This is a genomic window from Alistipes sp. (assembly GCF_020026455.1).
In the GTDB taxonomy this organism is placed as follows: Bacteria; Bacteroidota; Bacteroidia; order Bacteroidales; family Rikenellaceae; genus Alistipes.
Genome location: NZ_JAHHQJ010000016.1, coordinates 62,177 through 82,519 on the forward strand (window position 1 = coordinate 62,177; position 20,343 = coordinate 82,519).

A 20,343-nucleotide genomic window follows, 5' to 3' on the forward strand; every position below is an offset into this window, starting at 1 on the left:
AAAGAAGAGACCGGCGCAAGCCGGTCTCTTTCTTTATATTATGGTATGCAGCCCGATTAGAGCAACATCTTGCGCAGCTTGTCGCACGCGGCTGCGGGATTGCGGTGGTCGAATACGAAGCCGCTGATGCCCAGTGCGGCGGCCGCCTCGATGTTCTGTTGCCGGTCGTCGATAAAAAACGTCTCGGAGGGGATCAGTCCATAGCGTTCGAGCAGAATCTCGTAGATGCGCGGCTCGGGTTTCACGGTGTGCTCCTCGCAGGAGACCACCTCGCCGTCGAAAAGCCCGTAGACGGGGAATCGGCGCAGAAAGTCGATGAACTCGCGCGACATGTTCGAAAGCACGTAGAGCCGGTATCCCGCCGCTTTCAGCTCGCCGACGAGCTGTTCGGTCGGCTTCACGGGTTCCTGCAGGTCGACGGCCAGCCGAAGGAGTGCGGCACAGGTTTCCCGGGAGCGTCCGGTCATTTCGCTGATGGTGTCGGTCACCTCGTCGAGCGTCGATGTGCCGCGGTCGTATTCCTCCCAAAATAGGGGCATGCGCGGGGCGCGCAGAAAACCGAAGAATTCGATCAGTTCGGGGGGACACTTGCTTTTATCACGGGCGAAAAGTACTCCGCCAAGGTCAAAAACGATGTTTTTCATGGGGGCAAATATACGAAAAAAATCCGTTGGCGCGGGCCCGCCTGGGGCTCGGACCTCTCCAACACGATGAAACCCCGCTCTTTTCTCCTTTCTCATGACGCGGGCCCGCTTGGGGTCCGGACCTCTCCAATGCGATGGAAACCCGCTCTTTTCCCTTTCTCCGTGACGCGGCCCGACCCGGAGGGGAATCCTTATTTTCCCTCCGGGCCGGACCTGACAGGGTGAAAGCCCGTGCGCAGCGACAATCAGAACAGGTGGAAGACTACCGTAAGCCCGGCCGTCACGATCGCAACCATCGACATGAGCTTGATGAGGATGTTGAGCGACGGACCCGACGTATCCTTGAAGGGATCGCCGACCGTATCGCCCACGACCGTGGCCCGGTGGCAGTCGGAGCCCTTGCCTCCGAAGTGCCCCTCCTCCACCATCTTCTTGGCGTTGTCCCAGGCTCCCCCGGCATTGGCCATGAAGATCGCCAGCACGAACCCGGAGCTCAATCCGCCGACCAGGAGACCCATTACGCCCGCCACTCCGAAGACCAGTCCGACAACGACCGGCGCGGCGATGGCCAGCAGGCTCGGGAACAGCATTTCGCGCTGTGCCCCGCGGGTTGAAATGGCGACACAACGCGCATAGTCGGGCGTTCCCTCTCCCGTGAGGATGCCCTTGATCTCGCGGAACTGGCGCCGTACCTCCGCCACCATGCTCTGCGCGGCGCGGCCCACGGCATTCATCGTCAGTCCGCAGAAGAGGAACGACATCATCGCGCCGACGAAGACCCCGATCAGCACCGTGGGGTTCATCAGCGAAACGCGGTAATATTCCATGAAGTCGAGAATCGAGGCGTCCTGCACGAAACACATCGACCCGTCGGCCATTTCGAGCATCGTCGTTCCGTTGTGGATCAGCCCGATGCGGATCTCCTCGATGTAGGAAGCCAGCAGCGCGAGGGCAGTCAGGGCGGCCGAGCCGATGGCGAATCCCTTGCCCGTGGCGGCCGTGGTGTTGCCCAGGGCATCGAGGGCGTCGGTGCGTTTGCGGACCTCGGGCCCGAGGCCGCTCATCTCGGCATTGCCGCCCGCGTTGTCGGCGATAGGGCCGTAGGCATCCGTGGCCAGCGTGATCCCCAGCGTCGAGAGCATGCCGACGGCCGCGATGCCGATGCCGTAGAGCCCCATCGACATGTTCTGCGGAGCCATCATGTTTCCGATGTCGAAGCCGATGGCGCAGAGGTAGGCGAGGATGATCGCCACACCGATCGTCGCGACGGGTATGGCCGTGGAGATCATTCCCGAGCCGATGCCGGTGATGATGACTGTCGCAGGCCCTGTCTGGGCGCTTCCGGCGATCTTCTGCGTCGGCTTATAGGAGTGCGACGTGTAATACTCCGTGGCCTGGCCGATGACGATCCCCGCCATGAGCCCCGTGATGACCGAGAACGAGAGCCCGACCCAGTTCTCGACACCCAGCAGCCAGAGGATGCCGAACGTGGCGGCGGCGATCAGCAGCGAACTGAAGTTGACACCCACTCCCAGCGAGCGGAGCAGTTCGCGCATCGTGGCCCCCTCCTTCGTGCGCACGAGGAAGATGCCGAGGATCGAGAGCAGGATGCCCGCCGCAGCGATCAGCATCGGGGCCATCACGGCCTTGATCTGCATCGCTTCGGAATCGGCCGAGGCGAAGGCCGCGGCACCCAGGGCCGCCGTTGCGAGGATCGACCCGCAGTAGCTTTCGTAGAGGTCGGCACCCATGCCGGCGACGTCGCCCACGTTGTCACCCACATTGTCGGCTATGGTCGCGGGGTTGCGCGGATCGTCCTCGGGGATGCCCGCCTCGACCTTCCCGACCAGATCGGCGCCCACGTCGGCCGCCTTGGTGTAGATGCCTCCGCCGACGCGCGCAAAGAGCGCCTGCGTCGATGCGCCCATGCCGAATGTAAGCATCGTCGTGGTGATGACCACCAGTTTCTGCGGCCCGGTGATCTCGATGAAATGGTTCAGAATGACGTACCAGAACGAAATGTCGAGCAGGGCGAGCCCCACGACCACGAGCCCCATCACCGCACCGCTTCGGAACGCGACCTTCAGCCCGCGGTCGAGCGACTGCCGGGCGGCGTTGGCCGTCCGGGCCGAAGCGTAGGTTGCGGTCTTCATGCCGAAGTAGCCAGCAAGTCCCGAGAAGAATCCGCCCGTGATGAAGGCGAAGGGGACCCATTCGTTCTGCACCCCGACGTCGTAGGCCAGCCAGGCGAAGAACAGCGCCAGTACCGCGAAGACGATACCGACAACCTTGTATTGTTGGCGCAGGTAGGCCATGGCGCCCTTGCGCACGTGCGCGGCGATCTCGCGCATGCGCGGCGTACCCTCGTCTTCGCGTTTCATCAGCTGGTAGAACGCCCAGGCAAAGGAGAGGGCGACGACAGACGCGGCGGGTACGATCCAGAAAATCGAAGGAATGTTCATATTTTAGATTTTTTGGGCGTGACTTGCCCGGTTGGCGAATACTTTTCAGCGAATTATTTGAGCAGCCGGTCCACCGCTTCGGCTCACATGCCTGCATACTCTCGCGCGCTCACACAGTCTCGCTTGCACTCATCCTCACGCGCGTTCACTTGCCCCCCCCCCTCGTTCGAATTGCTGCGTTTTGCGCTGCCGTGCCGTCAAATAACTCTGCTTTTGCAAATATAGCATCTTTTCCCAATGTATGAACTGTCGGCGGTGATTTTTGCAAAATATGTTTGTTTTTCATCGTTCTCCTTACTGATTGATTATAAAGATCCTAATTCCCAAGCATCGGGTTTTTCCCAATGGTTTGAACCCGGCCTGTTGATAAATCGGCAGCCCTTCTGCAGAAGCCCCAAGACCCCGTTTTTTGTTCCTTCAGCCTTTGCCATATGAAGTGAGTAGCCAGCCATTTCGCTCCCATATTCCCGTTTTCTCTTTTCTGGTGGAGCCGACAGGTCGAAAAATCGTGCCAGATTCTTCCAACCAAGCGGTCGGCAAATCCGCCGCCCGTTCCTTACTTTCGTGGGCAGGGCATCGGGCGCATAAGGAATGGAGCGAAGAAACCCCAATGAAAAAACATCTCGTTACTTTAGGAGTTTTCTCTTCAGAACCGTGCGTCATCCCAACTACATCCTCAATATCGTGCCCGAACTTATTGGCGTGGCGCTGCTTTGTAATGCATGGAAGACCCTCTATATCGGTTTCCCTCTGTATCTGTGCCTGCTTGTCATTCGCATCAGACAGGAAGAATGCGCCATGAAAGACCTTTGGGATACGATATGACCTAAGGCACAGGAGCCTCCATGCTCATCCTTTTTGGGGCAATCATATCCATAACCCGACTCGGCCTTTCATAAGTCACTTCATTGGGTGAATGTGCAAAAAAATACAGCGTTCTGTTTTGAACCCTGTATTTTTTTCTTGTCTGGTGTTTCTTTCTTGCGGTATTTTGCATTTGTTATTTCTGGGTCACACTAAAACGCGCATCCCAAGGCAATCCGTATGCCGTGGTGGTTGCGTTCCGGCACATGCTCCGCTTCCAGAGCGTGTGCAATACCGTAGCAAAGTGTCCCGAAAAGTCTCAATCCTTTGCCGCCCACCTGTCTGGCGTATTGAAAAGCGATCTCGCCCTTGACCTGTCCGGCTGTCAGGTACTCAAACTCGTGCCGCAGGAAGGTGTCCATCGTCTTGGGCGGGGACTGGTCCGCCGAAGGGGTGGCGTATGTGCCGTCGATGTTCCTGTCCCCTCCGCCAAAACCGTATCCTCCGCCCAGCCGGATGTTGTAGCAGTCTCTCCTGGCGGTGAAGTTGCGCTCGAGGGCGAGCCGCACCGCAGAGGTGTGCAGCCGCTGGAGACGGTAATAGGGATGGCGGGAGGCGGTCTGCTCCCGACGGTAATGGTCGAGGGCCACGCGCGCAATCCACACGGGTACCCCGTGCCTCTGGCCCAGGTAACCTGTATAGCTGGCGGTAATACGGCTCTTGACATGTTCTGCCACATCGAGCGAACCGTAGTATGCCACATCCGTTTTTCCGCCCGACTCGTTTTCGTAGCGGTAGATGTTTTCCGAATTATGGAGCAGCTCCCGGTCGTAAGAGAGCCGGAAAAGGTGCCTGTTTTTTTTCTGCACGACAGTGAGTGCCGCCTTGCAGGATAAAAGGCCTGCATTGTGCTGGCTGTACACCACGCTGGAGGGGGATTTTGTGCCGTACTGACCGCTGCGCCACTGATAGCCGAACTCACAGAAAAGACTTACCCTCCCGGACAATCTCCAATCCGCCTGCAGGGCCCCTCCGTGATACTTGTCAATCAGAGGCTTGTCCTCGTACTCCTTGGTATAGCCGTTTTCGCCAAAAGCCTCGCGCTGGCCGAAAAATGCGCCATGACTGACCAGGGTGTAGAAAATCTCGTCGCTCTGGCTGTATGTATCGAACAAAAGCCCCTCCACACGGCGTCGGTAGCCGTAATTCGCTCCCATCTGGAAATCGGGATGCGGCTTGTAGATCAGGCCTGCCGACACACGCATGTCCAGCAGGTCGTTGACATGTCGCAAGTCCTTCTGTTTGGCATAGTTGGCCGATGTGTAGGATGCCTCCGCTCCGGCGGTGAACCTTTGGGACAGCCTTACACCCACACCTCCCTTTAGGTTGTAAGTTTCCCGTTTCTTGGTACCCCGGTTGTCATCCGTGTATTCCACCATGTCGAACGGCGTTTGCGTGGGATCGATGAAATAGGAGCCGCCCATGTTTTTTCCGGTGAAGCTGCTGTAATCGACCTTGCCATAGAGGACTACCGACGGGGAGAACGGATAAAAAGATTCGACCTGTGCTCCCATTTCGAGCGAATTGGGGGACTGATAGTAATCCACCCAGCCTCCCTTTCCCTTGTCGGCATATAGGAGCGCCTCAAAGCGCTTCGAGGCGGAGACAGTCAGCAATCCCGCGGCATTTTCACTTTCCAGCCACGGGTTCAGCTCCTGAATATGGCGGATCTCCCGCCACTCCGACGCGTCGGGCACGGCAGATGCAGCGAAGGCGGAGCTGTATGCTCCGCCCGCCAACAAGCTGGTAAGAATCATTTTATTTATTCCCATTATTCGCCTCAATACGCTTATTGCCTGATCGACGCCCGACTTCTCTGGTGGAAGTCATTCGTTGAGTTGTTGGTATCCATATAGATGATGCGCGCGCCGTTCCTGATGGAGGCTTCGGCATCAATGCCGCTCGGATCGGTGCTGTTCTCAACGCCCATGGCATAACCATACACCAGCTTGCCCTTGTTTTCGGGCAGCGCTTCGGTCGCCTCCTTGTTTACATTGCGGTACAGAGAGTAGGATTTTCCTTGTGATGTCATGATATATCCCGCATCCACGGCCGGAGTCAAACGCTTCTTGTTCAAACCTTCATATTTCGTGTTAAATACCTCTATTCCGTCCAAAATCCAATCCGTGGGAACTTTGGCGCAGGCATAGACGATATTGCCCTCTTTGCCTGCGGTATAGTGGTAATCCGTTCCGCTTGCAAACTCCACGGGGGACTGGCCCTTGGTGGAGAAAACGAAAAATGCAGGAGAAACCTGTGACAATGCCCATCCGGTACCCTGACCGTACTTGTACGCTTTAAACCAGCAGTCGGTCGGGATCTTCTCCGAAGGGGTAGGGTAGTAACTCGTATGCGAAAACACATCGATGTCATAGCATGCATAGTCCGCCGAACTCAAATCCACAGCCTGCGAATAGGTTTTGGTGTGGTCGATGGCCCCGTTCATGGCAACCACCACATCCGAATACGGTTCGATGACCATATGCTTGGGCAGATACCAGATAGCCTGACCTGCCGGAATATAACCCAGGTCGGCATACGAAAGTTTTCCGTTGACGTAATCGTTGGTTTGCGAGTTCGCGTTGTAGGGATTGACCATACCCAAACAAAAATTGCTCAAATCCAGCCGCGATGATGAATTGTTGTACAATATGACATACTTGTCCATTGCAAAAGTCTTGCTCGGGTCATCGTCCTTCGGACAACCTCCCACATACAGCTCCTTGATAACCAGCTGTCCCGACTTTGACTCCGTCAATGCGAGATCGACGACTCCGCCGCCGATCCAGCCATCCGTGATGGTGATGCCGCTCTGGATGCCGTTGAAGATATACGAATAGCCGTCCAATGCTCTTGTCTCGCTGGCCGAGGCTTCGTAGATACCTGCCGGAACATCGAAGATAGCGACGCCTTCGGCATCGGTCAAGTCGGTGTAAATCGATCCCATCGTATTGGCCAGCTTGACCTCCACACCCTCCGTGACGCCGATCGGGCTGCCTTCGGGATAGCGTAATTGCACCTTCACGCCGAAGGTCCTGGCCTGTTCGGAATCGCTCTTTTCGCATGAGGCGAAGAAGACCACGCTGCATAAAATGCCAATCATCAGTACGAAAATCTTTTTCATCTTGCTTTTGTTTTAATTGTTATACTTGGTTGTTACAGTTTTAATCTCAATGACAGTCCATAGTAGAATTTCGGAATGTAGGAGCTGCCGTAAAGCGAAGACTTCAAACCTGCCTGGGATGACCTGACGATGCCGACATGGTTGAAGAAGTTATTGGCAAAGAACGAGATGGAAGCATAGTCGCCGATCTCCTTTGTCAAACTGAAGTTCGCCGCGAAGTAGGAGGAGATGCGGTTGGGATTGAAATAATAGGAGGTGTTGGACTTGACCACCATCTTTGCCAGTTCGTTATACAGGGCCTTGTCATTTTGCTTTGCCCAGGCGAATTTCTCGGCAAAGGGTATTTTCACTTCGGGGGCCTCCCATGTGGTATAGTATTCCGGATAGACCGCCACATAGTTGTCTTTGCCGTAGAGGTTTCCACTCGTCCCAAAAAAATCACCGCCGTTCTTCAATGCCACGCCCCGATAATTTCCATTGCTGTACTCGCTCAGATTTTGGCTGTAATCATAGAGAGAGGCCTCGATCCTTACCGAGAAAATCATCCTGATTTTTGGAATATGTGTGATAACGGTCAGATTCATATTCAACTCTTTGGTGAGCGAACCGTTCGATACCGAGGCGGAAGAGGCATAAGAGGTCGAGGCTCCCGAACTGCCGAGGTAATATCCCACATACTTGTAGGGGTTGCCGTCGGCCATCGTTGAGGCGCTGCTCGGCATGGAGGCCACCGGGGTTTCGTCCAGACCCTTGTAATAGTAGAATTTGCCGTCCAATCTCACGGTCGTATTCAGGGGGTGTATCCTGGCAAAATCCACCACCCACTCCAGCCCCATGCGCTCGACGGGAGAACCGTTCGTATAGCGAAGGTTGCTTTTGAAGGTATTCCTCTCCTTGTATCCCAGCTGCTGCGTGGGATGCGTGCCCGTTTTATCGATGACGCTTACGATGCCTGTTTTCTGATCGATGGTATATTGTCGGTCCCCGGAGGGGATGGGACACCCCTCCAGGTGTACCTGTGAGGTTTGCTTGTAGGTGTACGGCGTATATACTGCCGTGCAGATATAGGGGTTGCGGGTTACATTCCTGAACGCGGAAAGAGATACTTTCGTACCGCGGATGTCCGCCTCCAGACCCAATTCCAGCTGGTTGGAGTATTGCCATTTCAGGTCGGGATTGTACATCGCCTTGGAGGGGATGCTGTAATAGGCATAGAAGGTCGTGCCGTCGCCCGTCGTCCCCGGAGCGAAGGCGAGCTTGTCGGTATAGGAGGCGGAGGGGTAGAGCACCTCGAAGGAAGGCAGCTTCACCGACCTGCCCCAACCGGCATAGATGCTCAGGTGCTTTATCCATTGCTCCTCACGGTCGCTCCACAGCATGTACCTGGCATTGAAACGCGGGGAGAGGCTGCCCGCTGTCCCGTATTCGGACTTTCTGATAAAGGTCATGTCGGCGCGAAGACCTCCTGTCACCCGCACACTGCCACCCCTGTCGTTCACGGGAAGAGAGAGCTCCTCCTCGATGTAGGCCGCCAGATTGTTCAAAAAGGGCAGCCCGTCGTAGCGATACTCCCGCCATGACGGAGCGACACGCATGTCTTCGTAATAGAGCCCGCGCCCCTTGTTGCCGCTGCTCGTGAAGTCAATGCCGGCCAACACTTTGTTCTTCACGCGGCCAAAGTCTCCGGCCCAATCCGCTCTCAGCTTCAAGGCGTAGTTCAACGGCTTGCTGTCGTTGAATTTCACTTCGTACCAATAACCCGTGGGCCCCAGGATAATCTCCGCATTGGGATTCCGGTCATACTCCGTCGCGATGAAATAGCCTTCTTGGGTGGCGTGGATCAAGGGCTGTGTGGAGGAGGAGCTCTTGTTGGTGCTCACTTCGGAGAGTCTGTCGGCATAAGAGACCGAGGCCCTGAACGAGAGCGAGGAGATCCACGGCTTGTTGAGCAGCCAGTCCAGGCCGATGTTTCCACGCAAGGCATAATCCCTTGTCTTGTTATAGGTGTCGGTAAAGGCGTCGGGGTCGGCCTTTGAATTGTAGCCTCCGAAGTTTCCGCTTAGGCCGGCCGTAAACGACAGAGGATGTCCGCCGTTGCGGTTGAAGGTGTTGGCATAGAGCAGTGATGCGGTATTGCGGTCGTAGGCGGTATAGGGGGATGCCAGATTGGAGGTGGACTTCGCGCGCTCGAAACCGACGTTGAGCGTCCCTCCCTTGTCTCCCAGACTAAATCCCTTGCTCAGGGCCATAAGCTTCGTTTTCGGTTCTGCCGAGAACTCGACATGAAAGGGCGTGCGCCCCTTCTTCGTGTTTATCTTGACGATTCCGTTCGACAAATCGCCGTACTCGACCGAAGGGATCCCTGTAATGATCTCCACCGATTCAATGTTGGAGATGCCGATATTCCTGAGACCGGGGCCTTTGGTCTCTCCCATGGAGGCGTTGTTTTCCAGACGGACACCGTCAACGGCTACCGCCGTGCCGAAAGAGGCATTGCCCATCTCTCCGCCGCCGGCACGCAGGGCAATGCGGGGATCGGAGACTGCCAGATTGCCGTCGTGGACGGTCTTTCCCCCGGGCAACAGCGTGCCTATGGCCCCGATATTCTTGATTTGCGCATGATCCAGCGTTGTCCGGTCGATGGTGTAGGTGGTGGTCTGGCCGCTCCTCTTGGTCTGGGCTGTAACCACAACCTCTTCGAGCATCAGGTTGTTCTCCTGCAGGGCAATCTCCAGATCTTTGCCCTCCGAGGGTAGGTCGACTTCCAACTCCCTCTCCTTATACCCGATGATGGATACCTGCACCTTGACCTTGCCGACAGGTACCTGACGGATGGTGAACTTACCCTCCCGGTCGCTCACGGCCCACAATTTGCTTTCAGGCAGATAGACCGTGGCAAACTCGACGGGCATGCTGTGCTTCTGACTGACAATATAGCCGGAAAACTCACATCGCCCGGAAGCGTCATGGGGCTTTCCGTCGCTCTTCTCTTGTGCGTCAATGTGGAAGGTTACAAACAGAAACGGGATTAACAGTATATATAACTTCATTAACATCCGGATTTGATGCAAAGATACGGCCGATGAAAAAGCCCCGCAATCGTTAAAAATCGGTATTTAGCGGATGCCTTATAGTTAAAATCAAGTATGTGTGATTGAGTTTTAGGTATTTAAACCATAAGCGATTTTATCCCCTTGCATCGTGTGCGACACAAGAGAGAAGAATGGAACGCTATGCATGAAACGACCCGGAGAGCAATACCTAAATCTTCTTTAGGTATTGCTCTCCGGGTGTTTCGGACCAATATCAGAGGTTTTCCCTCCGATGCATCAATCATCCTGTCCGAGGCCGTAGCATATCGCCTTTTCGTTTCACCTCCCTGGAGAGGGACGGCTTCCTCTGTTTTCTCATAATCTTACGGTTGGCGCTATGAACCGTAAAATCCGAGACATCCTTTATTTACAGCCAGATACCGCCACTTTCCGCATCTCCGGCCTTATAGGTATAGGTGTGGAAATCCTGTAAGGCCTCAGCCCTTGTGATTCCAAAGGTTTTCATAATGGAATGAACCACCTTGTTGCTGTCGTCATCCAGCGAATCTTCCGCGCCACAGTGAATAATCCCTTACGTCCGTTCGCGCCGTAAGATGTCGTCCTCCGCCTATTTCTTCTGCTCTTTCAGCAGGTCGCGGATTTCGGCGAGCAGCAGCTCCTCCTTCGTCGGTGCGGGCGGTTCGGGGGTCGGAGCCGGGGCCTCTTTTCTTTTCTTCATCAGACGGTTCATCAACTTGACCATCAGGAATACACAGAAGGCCAGAATCGCGAAATCCACACACTGCTGGATGAAAGCGCCGTAGTTCCAGTAGATCGGTTCTGCCGCCACGGCCGCCTGTGCGGGATTGCCTCCTCCGGTTGCCAGATCTCCCACGGAGTGCATGGCGCTTGACGTCACGTCGCGGATTTTCGAGATGTCGAGCCTCAGCTGCGAGAAATCCGCATTGCCGATCAGCGCACCGATGGGCGGCATCAGGATGTCGTTGACGAGCGACGATACGATTTTGCCGAATGCTCCGCCGATGATCACACCGACGGCCATGTCCATTACATTGCCTTTGAGGGCGAACTCTTTGAATTCTTTGAAAAAAGCCATATCGTTTGAGGATTTGAGTTTCTTAAGTCCTAACAAAAGTAGCTGTTTTTTTCGGGAAATCCAATAAGCCGTACGGATCTTCCGCCGGTTGTTTTCGGCCGGTAAAAACAGCGCCTGTCCGCCTCCGTCTCCGCCTTTTTTTTATATCTTTGTGATCCGAACCCAAATACATCTTTATGACACCTGCTGCTGTTACTCTCACTGTTCTGGGCTATATAGCCGTTCTTTTCGCCGTCGCATGGGCCTCGGGCCGCCGTGCCGACAACGCCGGTTTCTTCACCGGCAACCGCCGCACGCCGTGGTACATGGCCGCCTTCGCCATGATCGGCGCCGCAATGTCGGGCGTGACCTTCATTTCCGTTCCCGGCTCTGTTGCCGCCGACTCGTTCTCCTACATGCAGATGGTCGCGGGCTTCACGGTGGGCCAACTGATCGTGGCCTTCGTGCTGATCCCTACGTTCTACCGCCTGCGGGTCGTCTCGCTCTACGAGTACCTCGACAACCGCTTCGGTGTCCGATCCCACCGCACGGGGGCGTGCTTTTTCTTCGTTTCGAAGATGCTGGGCGCCGCGTTGCGCGTCTATGTGGTCTGTGCCGTGATGCAGCTGCTGGTCTTTTCGCACTACGGTTTCCCGTTCTGGGCCAATGCCCTCGTCACGATGTTTTTCATCTGGCTCTACACGCGGCAGGGTGGTGTCAAGTCGCTGATCTGGACCGATACGCTCAAGACATTCTGCCTCGTTGCGAGCCTCGTGCTGTCGATCGTCTTCATCATGCGGGGGCTCGACCTCTCGTTCGCCGATACGGTCCGCGAGGTCTCCGCGTCGCCCATGTCGCGCATCTTCTTCTTCGACGACCCGGCTTCGGACCGCTATTTCTGGAAGATGTTTGCCGCCGGCATCGTCCTGCTGGTGGCCATGACCGGACTCGACCAGGACATGATGCAGCGTAACCTGAGCTGCGCTACGCCGCGCGACTCACAGAAGAACATCGTGCTGACGGCCGTGAGCCAGATTTTCGTGATCTTCCTGTTCCTCGTCCTGGGTGTGCTGCTCTACCTGTATCTGGAGCGCAGCGGCATGGATGCACCCGCCAAGAGCGACCAGGTCTTCTCGCTGGTCGCCGTCGAAGGAGGGCTGCCGCTTATCGTTGGTATTCTGTTTGTTGTAGGACTTATATCAAGTACTTATTCAGCGGCCGGATCGGCCCTCACGGCCCTCACGACCTCTTTCACGGTGGATCTTCTCGAAGGCACGAAACGCTATGGTGACGTGCGCCTCACGCGCATCCGCCGCGGGGTCCACGTGGCGATGGCGCTGCTGATGGCCGGGATGATCCTGGCCTTCGAGTACTGGGCCAACGACAGCGTCATCAATCTGGTTTACAAGGTCGCCAGCTATACCTACGGCCCGATTCTGGGCATGTTCGTCTTCGGGATGTTCACGCGGCTGAAGGTCCGCGACGGCTGGATGCCGCTGGTGGCCCTCGCGGCCCCGGCATTGAGTGCCCTGACGCAGTGGTGGGCGCTGAAGGCCTGGGATTATCAGATTGGCTTCGAACTGTTGATTTACAATGCCGCCTTTACGATAATCGGCATGCTTCTGCTCGTGAAACGACATGAAAAATAGTATTTTATACGCTCTTATTTCGCTCTTTGCTTTAGGTTCTGCCTCGGCAACGGAAATCGGCTCCGCAACGCGGCGGGAGATCGGCCGGACCCTTTCGCGCATCGTTTCGCGCGAGGTGACGAGCGGTTACCAGAAACCGACGCCGATCACCGTGCGTGTCCAGACTGTCAAGGCCTCGCGCGGCCGGGTGCGGATCTACGCCACGGCGGCATTGGCCAACTATCCCTTCCGCGAGGAGAACCTGCGGGCCATGCGCGACTCGGTGCGCGCCCTGCTGCCGCATGAGTTCCGCAAAGCGGCCGTCGAACTCTATACCGAAGGGCGCGAGGTCTCCGAGCTGATTCCGCTGGCCTGCCGCAACGCCACGCAACTGCGCAAGGCGGTCGATGGCAAGAAGATCGTGCTTTTCACCAACCGCTCCGAGCGCCCGCTCGTGACGCGTCTGTCGGCTCCCGAGACCCCCGAGCGGGGACTTGCGGGGCGCCATATCGCCCTGTGGCAGAGCCACGGACGCTATTTCGACCGGATGGAGAACCGTTGGAAATGGCAACGTTCGACTCTCTGGCAGACCTGCGAGGACCTTTATACGCAGAGCTATGTCTTGCCCTACCTGGTTCCGATGCTCGAAAACGCCGGAGCCTGCGTCTTGCTGCCGCGTGAGCGCGACGTGCAGCGGCACGAGGTGCTGGCCGACAACGACAATGCCGCACAGTATGCGGAGACGGGGGCGTGGGAGAGCGGCGGCACAGGCTTCGCACACCTCCGGCAGGTCTACCATACGGGCGAAAACCCCTTCCGCGAGGGCACGACACGCCGCGTGCGCACCGTGACCGGTGCCGCCACGGGTCGGGCCGTGTGGCATGCCGACATCCCCGAGCGGGGCGAATATGCAGTGTATGTGAGCTACGAATCGACGCCCGAGAGCGCCGACGATGCGCATTATACGGTCCGCCACCTCGGCGGCGAGACCTCGTTTGCCGTCAATCAGACGATGGGCGGCGGGACATGGATTTACCTCGGGCGCTTTCCGTTCGCCGCCGGACGTCAGCAGATCGTGAGCCTTTCGAACCGTTCGCGGACGGGCGGACGCATCGTCTCGGCCGATGCGGTGAAGATCGGCGGCGGCTATGGCAATGTGGCCCGCACGTCCTGCGACTCGCTGCTCCGGCCCGGTGCGGGGCTCGCCGGGGAGACGAGCGGTTACCCGCGTTTCTGCGAGGGGGCGCGCTACTGGCTCCAGTGGGCGGGATTCCCGGAGGAGGTCTATACGCCCAAAAACAATACCGATGACTACAAGGACGACTACATGTCGCGGGCCCATTGGGTCAATGCCCTGATGGGCGGTTCGGAGCGTCAGCCCGACTCTGCGGGACTGCGCATTCCGGTCGACATGGCGCTGGCGTTTCACTCCGATGCCGGGGTGCGCGACGGCGACGACATCATCGGCACGCTGGCCATCTTCTTCACCCGCGAAAATCAGGGCAAATTCCAGGGCGGGGCCGACCGTTATCGTTCGCGCGACCTGGCGGATCTCGTGCAGACGCAGATCGTCGCGGATATCCGCCGCACCTGCGAACCGGACTGGAGCCGCCGCGGGCTGTGGAACCGCTCCTACTACGAAGCTCGCGTGCCGGGTGTCCCGACCATGCTGCTCGAACTCCTGTCGCACCAGAATTTCGCCGACATGCGCCTGGGGCACGACCCGCGTTTCAAGTTCCTCGTGAGCCGGGCTGTTTACAAGGGAGTCCTGCGCTACATCAGTTCGCAATACGACCTGCCCTATGTGGTCCAGCCGCTGCCGGTCGAGGCTTTCGCCGCGGAATTTGCCGGAGCCGACCAGGTCGCGCTCTCGTGGAGCCCGACGATGGACCCGCTCGAATTGACCGCCGCACCGACGGGCTATGTGGTCTACACGCGTAGGGACGACGGCGGGTTCGACAACGGCCGCCTTGTCGACAAACCCCACCTGACGGTCCGTCAGGAACCGGGTCATGTGTACAGCTATCGGGTCACGGCCGTCAACGAGGGAGGCGAGAGCTTCCCGAGCGAGACTCTCGCGGCCTGCCGCATGCCCGACGAAAAGGGCTGTGTGCTGATCGTCAACGGATTCGACCGTGTGAGCGCCCCTCACTGCGAACGGAACGATTCGCTGGCCGGATTTCGCATGGACCTCGACGGGGGCGTTGCCGACCGGCAGGATATCGCCTTCGCCGGAGCGCAGCGCATCTTCGACCTCGCGCAGGCCCGCTGTCCTGTCGACAGCCTTGCCCTCGGGGCCTGCAACTGCGACTGGGAGGCCGACGTGATCGGCGGCAATACGTTCGATTATCCGGCCCTGCACGGGCGTTCCGTTGCGGCGGCGGGCTATTCGTTCTGCTCGACCTCGGCCCGGGCCGTGGAACGGGGAGAGGTCGGGTTGGAGAACTATCCGGCCGTCGACCTGATTCTGGGCAAGCAGCGCACCACGCCGCTGGGGCGCGGTGTGTGCGAGGAGGCCTTCCGGACCTTTCCGCCGGAGTTGCAGGCCGCCCTGCGGCGTTATCTGGCCGGCGGTGGCGGGCTTTTTGCTTCGGGGAGCTACGTGGCGGGCGACCTCTGGGCCGAAACGGCTCCGGAGCAGGGGCGCGCCTTCGCCCGGGAGGTGCTCCGCATCGACTCCGACGGGAGGCATCCCTCGGACCGCGGACGGGTGCGGGTCATGACCTCGGAAGGGGCCTTTTCGCGCGGCGAATACCGCTTCAATACCGAATACCGTCCCGATGCTTACATCGTCGAGCAGGTCGATGCACTGAAGCCCGCGGGTGCGGGGGCGTTTGCCGTGATGCGTTACGACGACAACGGCCGCACGGCGGCCGTGGCCTGCGATGCCGGAGGGAGGACTTTCGTCGCGGGATTCCCCTTCGAGTCGCTCACCGACAGCAGGCAGCGCGACCGGCTGATGCGCGATGCCCTGCGATTCCTCCTGAAGCAGAATGGTAAATAAATCGTATAATACGTTGAAAAATTTTTAGTTATGTCGTTGGAACAGCAGATTTCAAAAGGAATCATGGAGGCCATGAAGGCCAAGGATACGGTGCGCCTGAGCGCGCTGCGCAATGCGAAGAAATACATCATCGAGGCCAAGACCGCAGGTCCGGAGATCGCCGAACTGCCCGATGCCGATGTGCTGAAGATCATCGCGAAGCTCGCCAAGCAGGGGAGTGATTCGGCGGCGATCTTCTCCGAGCAGAACCGCCCCGACCTGGCGTCGGAGGAACTGGCCCAGGTGGCCGTTTTTCAGGAATTTCTGCCCAAGCTGCTCTCCCCGGAGGAACTGACCGCCGAGATCAAGGCCCTGATTGCCGAGGTCGGCGCCACGTCGATGAAGGAGATGGGCAAGGTGATGGGGCTGGCATCGAAGAGGCTTGCGGGCCGCGCCGACGGCAAGGACATTTCGGCAAAGGTCAAGGAGCTGCTGGCTTAAGATGCAGCTGTCGGAATACCTGCACCGCAACGTGAAGACCTTCGCCATGCCGGCGGCCATGGTTGTCGGGGCGTTGCTGTGCCGTCCGCTCTCAGAACTGGAGGAACTCTCGGGGCGGATGATCACCCCGACGCTGATCTTCCTGATGCTGTTCGTCACCTTTTGCCGCGTGAAACCCAGCCAGATGAGGCCTTCGATGCTTCATGTGTGGCTGCTGTTGGTTCAGGCGGTGGCCTGCATCGGGATTTTTCTGCTGTTGCATCCGCTGAACCCCGTTCTGGCCCAGGGGGCGATGGTCTGCGTGCTGGCTCCCGTGGCTATGGCCGCGGTGGTCATCGGCGGCATGCTGGGGGCCAACGTCGCCACGATCGCCACGTACAGCCTGCTCTGCAACATGACCGTCGCGCTGCTGGCCCCCGTGATTCTGGCCTTCACGGGGACGGGGACCTGCACCTTCACGCAGATCCTGGCCCGCATCGCGCCGCTGCTGGTGATGCCGTTCGCCGCGGCGCAGTTCTGTCGGCTGGTCATCCCGAGGGCGGCGAAATGGGTCGGCGACCACAGCCAGATCTCGTTCTATATGTGGCTGGTGTCGCTGACGGTCATCATCGGACGCACGACGGCCTTCATCATCGATCTGCACGAGGCCTCGCTCTCGACGGAATTGTGGCTGGCCTTTGTCGCACTGGTGATCTGTCTCTGTCAGTTCAAGGTGGGCCGCATGCTGGGCCGCCGTTACGGCGATCCTCCTGCGGGAGGACAGTCTCTCGGGCAGAAAAACACGGTCCTTGCAGTGTGGATGGCTCAGTCGTTCCTCGACCCGATCTCTTCGATCGCCCCTACGGCCTATATCGTGTGGCAGAATCTGGTCAACAGTTTTCAGCTGTTCAGGAACGAGAGCCCGAGGTGTAAATAACCGTGGCCTCTACGCCGTTCTTGCATCGAAAACCGTTTGTCGGGCCTGCATGTGCGGTTTGGGTGTAAGCGACATCAGACGGTTAAGATGGGAATCGGAAGGTGGGTCAGATTGACGAATGCCGCCTTCCTGCCGGATCGGGGCACGGACATTAAGATTGCAGAGGAGCTTATGGGGCCTAACAACATCAAGACAACGGAAAGACAGGTACCTATAGCCGATACATTCAAAAGCAATAGCTAAAGTCCGTTGGATGACCTGTTGACAGAAGAGGGATACTTCGGAAAAATAACAGCCAAATCGGCTGATAGTATAACATGTTTGCCCTGCATGGGCAACAACTATAGGGTGTAAGTCCCGAACGAGCCTTGATAGTAGGAATCGTTAGCCAAGGGCAAGGGTGTCCACCGTGAGGGGAATCCGAAGGAAGCCGGAGGCAAAGTCCCGGTCTGACGCACAGAAACCGGATATAAGGCATGTACAAGTGGACGAGTCTGCATGTCAAGATGAAGTCCGATACTATCCGAAACTTGTATGTGTAAATCCGGCAGATGGATGGGATGAAAGTTGTTGTTCTTAACGGGGGAGGTCTTCCGGACACGTATTCGTAACAGGCGTGGTTGAAACAAGATTTGCCGGAAGAAGTCAGCAGATTCCATAGTAGCTTCGACTGCCGGAGTGAAGGGATGAACATTAAACGGTCTGACAACTATGTATTAAGACGGATGCGTAGAAAGCAGCCAACCCCGAAAGGGGGCTTCCTGTCGAGAGAGTATGTTGGAAACAGAAATGGCGACAGACAAGTGCATAGCATTCTCTTGCATATATGGAAGAATACGACCAAGTGTATAACATAATAAATAAAGAGAAACAGTATGCTCGAAGAAATATTGAGTGCCGGGAACATGAGAGCCGCCTACAGGCAGGTCGTTTCCAACAAGGGAGCGGCAGGCATTGACGGTATGGGAGTGGATGAACTCCATGACCACTTATGTAAGAACTGGTCTGCCATCAAGTCGCAGATACAGTGCGGTACATATATTCCCTGTGCAGTCCGTAAGGTGGTGATACCGAAGCCCAACGGAGGGAAACGTATGCTGGGCATACCTACCGTTACCGACCGTCTGATACAACAGGCAATAGCCCAAAAGCTGAACCTGCTGTATGACGGAAGTTTCAGTGAAAGCAGTTTCGGTTTTCGCCCGGGACGCTCTGCCCACCAAGCAGTGGAACGTGCGCTTGAATACTTTGAAAACGGCAAACGTAAGGTAGTGGAGATGGATTTGGAAAAGTTCTTCGACCGAGTGAATCACGACAAGCTGATGTCCATCCTCCGCGAACGTATTACGGACAAGCCATTATTGAAACTTATCAGGCGATACCTGCAAGCAGGTATAATGGAGGGTGGTCTGGTCAGCCTGCGCACGGAGGGCACTCCGCAAGGCAGCCCGTTAAGTCCCATACTCTCCAACATCCTGCTTGACAAGATGGACAAAGAGCTGGAGAAGCGTAAACTCAGTTTCGTCCGCTATGCGGATTTGCAGTATCTACGTCAGAAGCCAGCGTGCGGCGGAAAGGGTATTGCAGAGCGTTACACGATTTCTGGAGGATAAACTCCTCTTGCGTGTAAACCGTGAGAAAAGTAAAATCAGCCGTCCCGACCAATGCCATTTGCTCGGCTTCGGCTTCCGTTACAAGAAAGGCGGTTGCATACCCCGGGTATCTGAGCGTCCGAAAGAAAGGCTGAAAGAAAAGATTCGTGCGATAACCAAACGTAACCGTGGGGTCAGCATACAGCAAGTGCTGGAAGAGTTGAACATGGTTACACGGGGATGGATAAACTACTTCCGTATAGCCGGATGCAAGACCTTTCTTGCAAGGCTGGACGGATGGATACGGATTCGGCTGCGAACCTATATTTGGAAACAATGGCAGTTTATCCGTACACGTATCAAGAAACTGAAACAGTTTGATATACCCGAATGGGTTGCACTGACGGTAGCTAAAACTCGGAAAGGAGTTGTACGTATCGCTTCCACTGCGTTAAGTACAATCATGACGAGTGAGTATCTGAAAGGACTTGGCTTTATACCCATGTCCGAATATTATTATGTTAGAACATCATGTTTAATGAACCGCCGTGTACCGAACGGTACGCACGGTGGTGTGAGAGGTCGAAACGGGAAATAATCCCGTTTCTCCTACTCGATTACCAGCAAAAAAGAAACATAAAATGAAAAAGGAAAAGAAATTTTTTATAAATGGGCGAGAAAATGAGATTCTTCTTAAAGATTGGGATACTTCTGATGGGTGTATAGCCACTGACAGAATCACAGTAGATGGCTTACCGGTAGGATATATGTATCGTGAAAAGCCGGAAGATGGAGCTTGGTTCGAAGGATATGATAGTGGCTGGAGGTTTACGGCAGGTGATGAGAGTGACGAGTATATGCAAAAGGCCGATAATAGCGGAATCTATAAACTAAATACCATCTGCCAGTACGATCCTGATATAATTCCTTTACTTCATGCTCCATACGGTACGGCTTATATCAGAGATGAAAATGGTGTGTTTCAAGAAGAGCCATTTGAACCCTTGGAAGAATGATGCTGGTAACAAACGGCTCAACCTCCTCAAAAAGGTCGGTTAGCCACCAAACAACATAAATCAAAAGAATCGTAAGCGTCCGATAAAATACATATTGTAGCGCAGCTTCGGCCTCGCTAATTTTGTATAAAAAAGGAAACGCATATGATGTCAAGTTCAGAAGTCAATGAAATCGTCAGGTACTGCCATGAAAACGGACAGAGCTACAAGGAAGGTCTTAAAGAACTGGGAATATCGTCCTGGAAGTTCTACGATGCAAAACGGCACTATAGCCGGCAAGAAACCGGCGAAGGGAAATTCCTTCAGCTGACGCCAGGCAACAGCGAACAGCTGTCAGAGATCTTCGGAGGTTTCAGACCGATCGGTTCTCGTCGGAAAAGATCCGGTAAGGAGGAAAACCGGCCACACCGGTCAATATCGAAATGAAAACACTGGCAGGACTTTCCCTGTAGTTTTTCCGATCGAACTCATCTTTTTATATCTTC

15 protein-coding genes are annotated in these 20,343 nt (G+C 56.4%); 8 read left to right on the forward strand and 7 right to left on the reverse strand.

Translation table 11 applies throughout. The features are described from left to right. Window positions 1-56 precede the first annotated feature (56 nt). The 3 genes from QZ460_RS09085 to QZ460_RS09095 form a co-directional block, all read right to left on the reverse strand. The gene (locus QZ460_RS09085) at window positions 57-644 is read right to left on the reverse strand and encodes an HAD family phosphatase (RefSeq protein WP_290541259.1); all 588 of its coding nucleotides are present in this window, start codon (window positions 642-644) and stop codon (window positions 57-59) included. A 245-nt stretch (window positions 645-889) separates the two neighbouring features. Continuing rightward, window positions 890-3,106 carry a sodium-translocating pyrophosphatase gene (locus QZ460_RS09090; protein ID WP_290541260.1) on the reverse strand — a complete coding sequence of 739 codons (2,217 nt, stop codon included), beginning with the start codon at window positions 3,104-3,106 and terminating at the stop codon, window positions 890-892. Between the two features lie 145 nt (window positions 3,107-3,251). Further along, window positions 3,252-3,392 carry a hypothetical protein gene (locus QZ460_RS09095; protein ID WP_290541261.1) on the reverse strand — a complete coding sequence of 47 codons (141 nt, stop codon included), beginning with the start codon at window positions 3,390-3,392 and terminating at the stop codon, window positions 3,252-3,254. Window positions 3,393-3,697: 305 nt separating this feature from the next. Between QZ460_RS09095 and QZ460_RS09100 the strand changes: the two genes are divergently transcribed. Next, window positions 3,698-3,931: an isoprenylcysteine carboxylmethyltransferase family protein gene (locus QZ460_RS09100; protein WP_290541262.1), complete on the forward strand. Its 234-nt coding sequence runs from the start codon at window positions 3,698-3,700 to the stop codon at window positions 3,929-3,931. Window positions 3,932-4,122: 191 nt separating this feature from the next. Here the strand turns inward: QZ460_RS09100 and QZ460_RS09105 are convergent, their stop codons facing one another. From QZ460_RS09105 to mscL, 4 genes are all read right to left on the reverse strand, one after another. Next, on the reverse strand, window positions 4,123-5,727 hold the full coding sequence (locus QZ460_RS09105) for a DUF6850 family outer membrane beta-barrel protein (protein WP_290541263.1): 1,605 nt from the start codon (window positions 5,725-5,727) through the stop codon (window positions 4,123-4,125). Between the two features lie 32 nt (window positions 5,728-5,759). After that, the gene (locus QZ460_RS09110) at window positions 5,760-7,094 is read right to left on the reverse strand and encodes a DUF4876 domain-containing protein (RefSeq protein WP_290541264.1); all 1,335 of its coding nucleotides are present in this window, start codon (window positions 7,092-7,094) and stop codon (window positions 5,760-5,762) included. A 32-nt stretch (window positions 7,095-7,126) separates the two neighbouring features. Beyond that, window positions 7,127-10,144: a TonB-dependent receptor gene (locus QZ460_RS09115; protein ID WP_290541265.1), complete on the reverse strand. Its 3,018-nt coding sequence runs from the start codon at window positions 10,142-10,144 to the stop codon at window positions 7,127-7,129. Between the two features lie 610 nt (window positions 10,145-10,754). Then, the gene (gene mscL / locus QZ460_RS09120) at window positions 10,755-11,243 is read right to left on the reverse strand and encodes a large conductance mechanosensitive channel protein MscL (protein WP_290541266.1); all 489 of its coding nucleotides are present in this window, start codon (window positions 11,241-11,243) and stop codon (window positions 10,755-10,757) included. A gap of 176 nt (window positions 11,244-11,419) precedes the next feature. Between mscL and QZ460_RS09125 the strand changes: the two genes are divergently transcribed. The 7 genes from QZ460_RS09125 (at window position 11,420) to QZ460_RS09155 (ending at window position 19,858) form a co-directional block, all read left to right on the forward strand. Further along, window positions 11,420-12,871, forward strand: coding sequence for a sodium:solute symporter (locus tag QZ460_RS09125; RefSeq protein ID WP_290541267.1), 1,452 nt, complete (start codon window positions 11,420-11,422; stop codon window positions 12,869-12,871). Beyond that, on the forward strand, window positions 12,861-15,854 hold the full coding sequence (locus tag QZ460_RS09130; RefSeq protein ID WP_290541268.1) for a xanthan lyase: 2,994 nt from the start codon (window positions 12,861-12,863) through the stop codon (window positions 15,852-15,854). The genes QZ460_RS09125 and QZ460_RS09130 overlap by 11 nt, the downstream gene beginning before the upstream one ends. Before the next feature lie 30 nt (window positions 15,855-15,884). Next, window positions 15,885-16,334: a GatB/YqeY domain-containing protein gene (locus tag QZ460_RS09135; protein WP_290541269.1), complete on the forward strand. Its 450-nt coding sequence runs from the start codon at window positions 15,885-15,887 to the stop codon at window positions 16,332-16,334. Between the two features lies 1 nt (window position 16,335). Next, window positions 16,336-17,250: a transporter gene (locus QZ460_RS09140; protein WP_290541270.1), complete on the forward strand. Its 915-nt coding sequence runs from the start codon at window positions 16,336-16,338 to the stop codon at window positions 17,248-17,250. A gap of 875 nt (window positions 17,251-18,125) precedes the next feature. Further along, window positions 18,126-18,863, forward strand: coding sequence for a reverse transcriptase domain-containing protein (locus tag QZ460_RS09145; protein WP_290541271.1), 738 nt, complete (start codon window positions 18,126-18,128; stop codon window positions 18,861-18,863). Window positions 18,864-18,870: 7 nt separating this feature from the next. Continuing rightward, a complete protein-coding gene (locus QZ460_RS09150; RefSeq protein ID WP_290541272.1) occupies window positions 18,871-19,440 on the forward strand; it encodes a group II intron maturase-specific domain-containing protein in 570 nt (189 codons plus the stop codon). Between the two features lie 43 nt (window positions 19,441-19,483). Next, a complete protein-coding gene (locus QZ460_RS09155; RefSeq protein WP_290541273.1) occupies window positions 19,484-19,858 on the forward strand; it encodes a DUF2185 domain-containing protein in 375 nt (124 codons plus the stop codon). Window positions 19,859-20,343: the final 485 nt, after the last annotated feature.

Bases quoted from the DNA above. Each gene is read 5' to 3' on its own strand.
- QZ460_RS09085 (WP_290541259.1), bottom strand. From the start codon at position 644: ATGAAAAACATCGTTTTTGACCTTGGCGGAGTACTTTTCGCCCGTGAT.
- QZ460_RS09090 (WP_290541260.1), bottom strand. From the start codon at position 3,106: ATGAACATTCCTTCGATTTTCTGGATCGTACCCGCCGCGTCTGTCGTC.
- QZ460_RS09095 (WP_290541261.1), bottom strand. From the start codon at position 3,392: ATGAAAAACAAACATATTTTGCAAAAATCACCGCCGACAGTTCATACA.
- QZ460_RS09100 (WP_290541262.1), top strand. From the start codon at position 3,698: ATGGAGCGAAGAAACCCCAATGAAAAAACATCTCGTTACTTTAGGAGT.
- QZ460_RS09105 (WP_290541263.1), bottom strand. From the start codon at position 5,727: ATGATTCTTACCAGCTTGTTGGCGGGCGGAGCATACAGCTCCGCCTTC.
- QZ460_RS09110 (WP_290541264.1), bottom strand. From the start codon at position 7,094: ATGAAAAAGATTTTCGTACTGATGATTGGCATTTTATGCAGCGTGGTC.
- QZ460_RS09115 (WP_290541265.1), bottom strand. From the start codon at position 10,144: ATGAAGTTATATATACTGTTAATCCCGTTTCTGTTTGTAACCTTCCAC.
- mscL (WP_290541266.1), bottom strand. From the start codon at position 11,243: ATGGCTTTTTTCAAAGAATTCAAAGAGTTCGCCCTCAAAGGCAATGTA.
- QZ460_RS09125 (WP_290541267.1), top strand. From the start codon at position 11,420: ATGACACCTGCTGCTGTTACTCTCACTGTTCTGGGCTATATAGCCGTT.
- QZ460_RS09130 (WP_290541268.1), top strand. From the start codon at position 12,861: ATGAAAAATAGTATTTTATACGCTCTTATTTCGCTCTTTGCTTTAGGT.
- QZ460_RS09135 (WP_290541269.1), top strand. From the start codon at position 15,885: ATGTCGTTGGAACAGCAGATTTCAAAAGGAATCATGGAGGCCATGAAG.
- QZ460_RS09140 (WP_290541270.1), top strand. From the start codon at position 16,336: ATGCAGCTGTCGGAATACCTGCACCGCAACGTGAAGACCTTCGCCATG.
- QZ460_RS09145 (WP_290541271.1), top strand. From the start codon at position 18,126: ATGCTCGAAGAAATATTGAGTGCCGGGAACATGAGAGCCGCCTACAGG.
- QZ460_RS09155 (WP_290541273.1), top strand. From the start codon at position 19,484: ATGAAAAAGGAAAAGAAATTTTTTATAAATGGGCGAGAAAATGAGATT.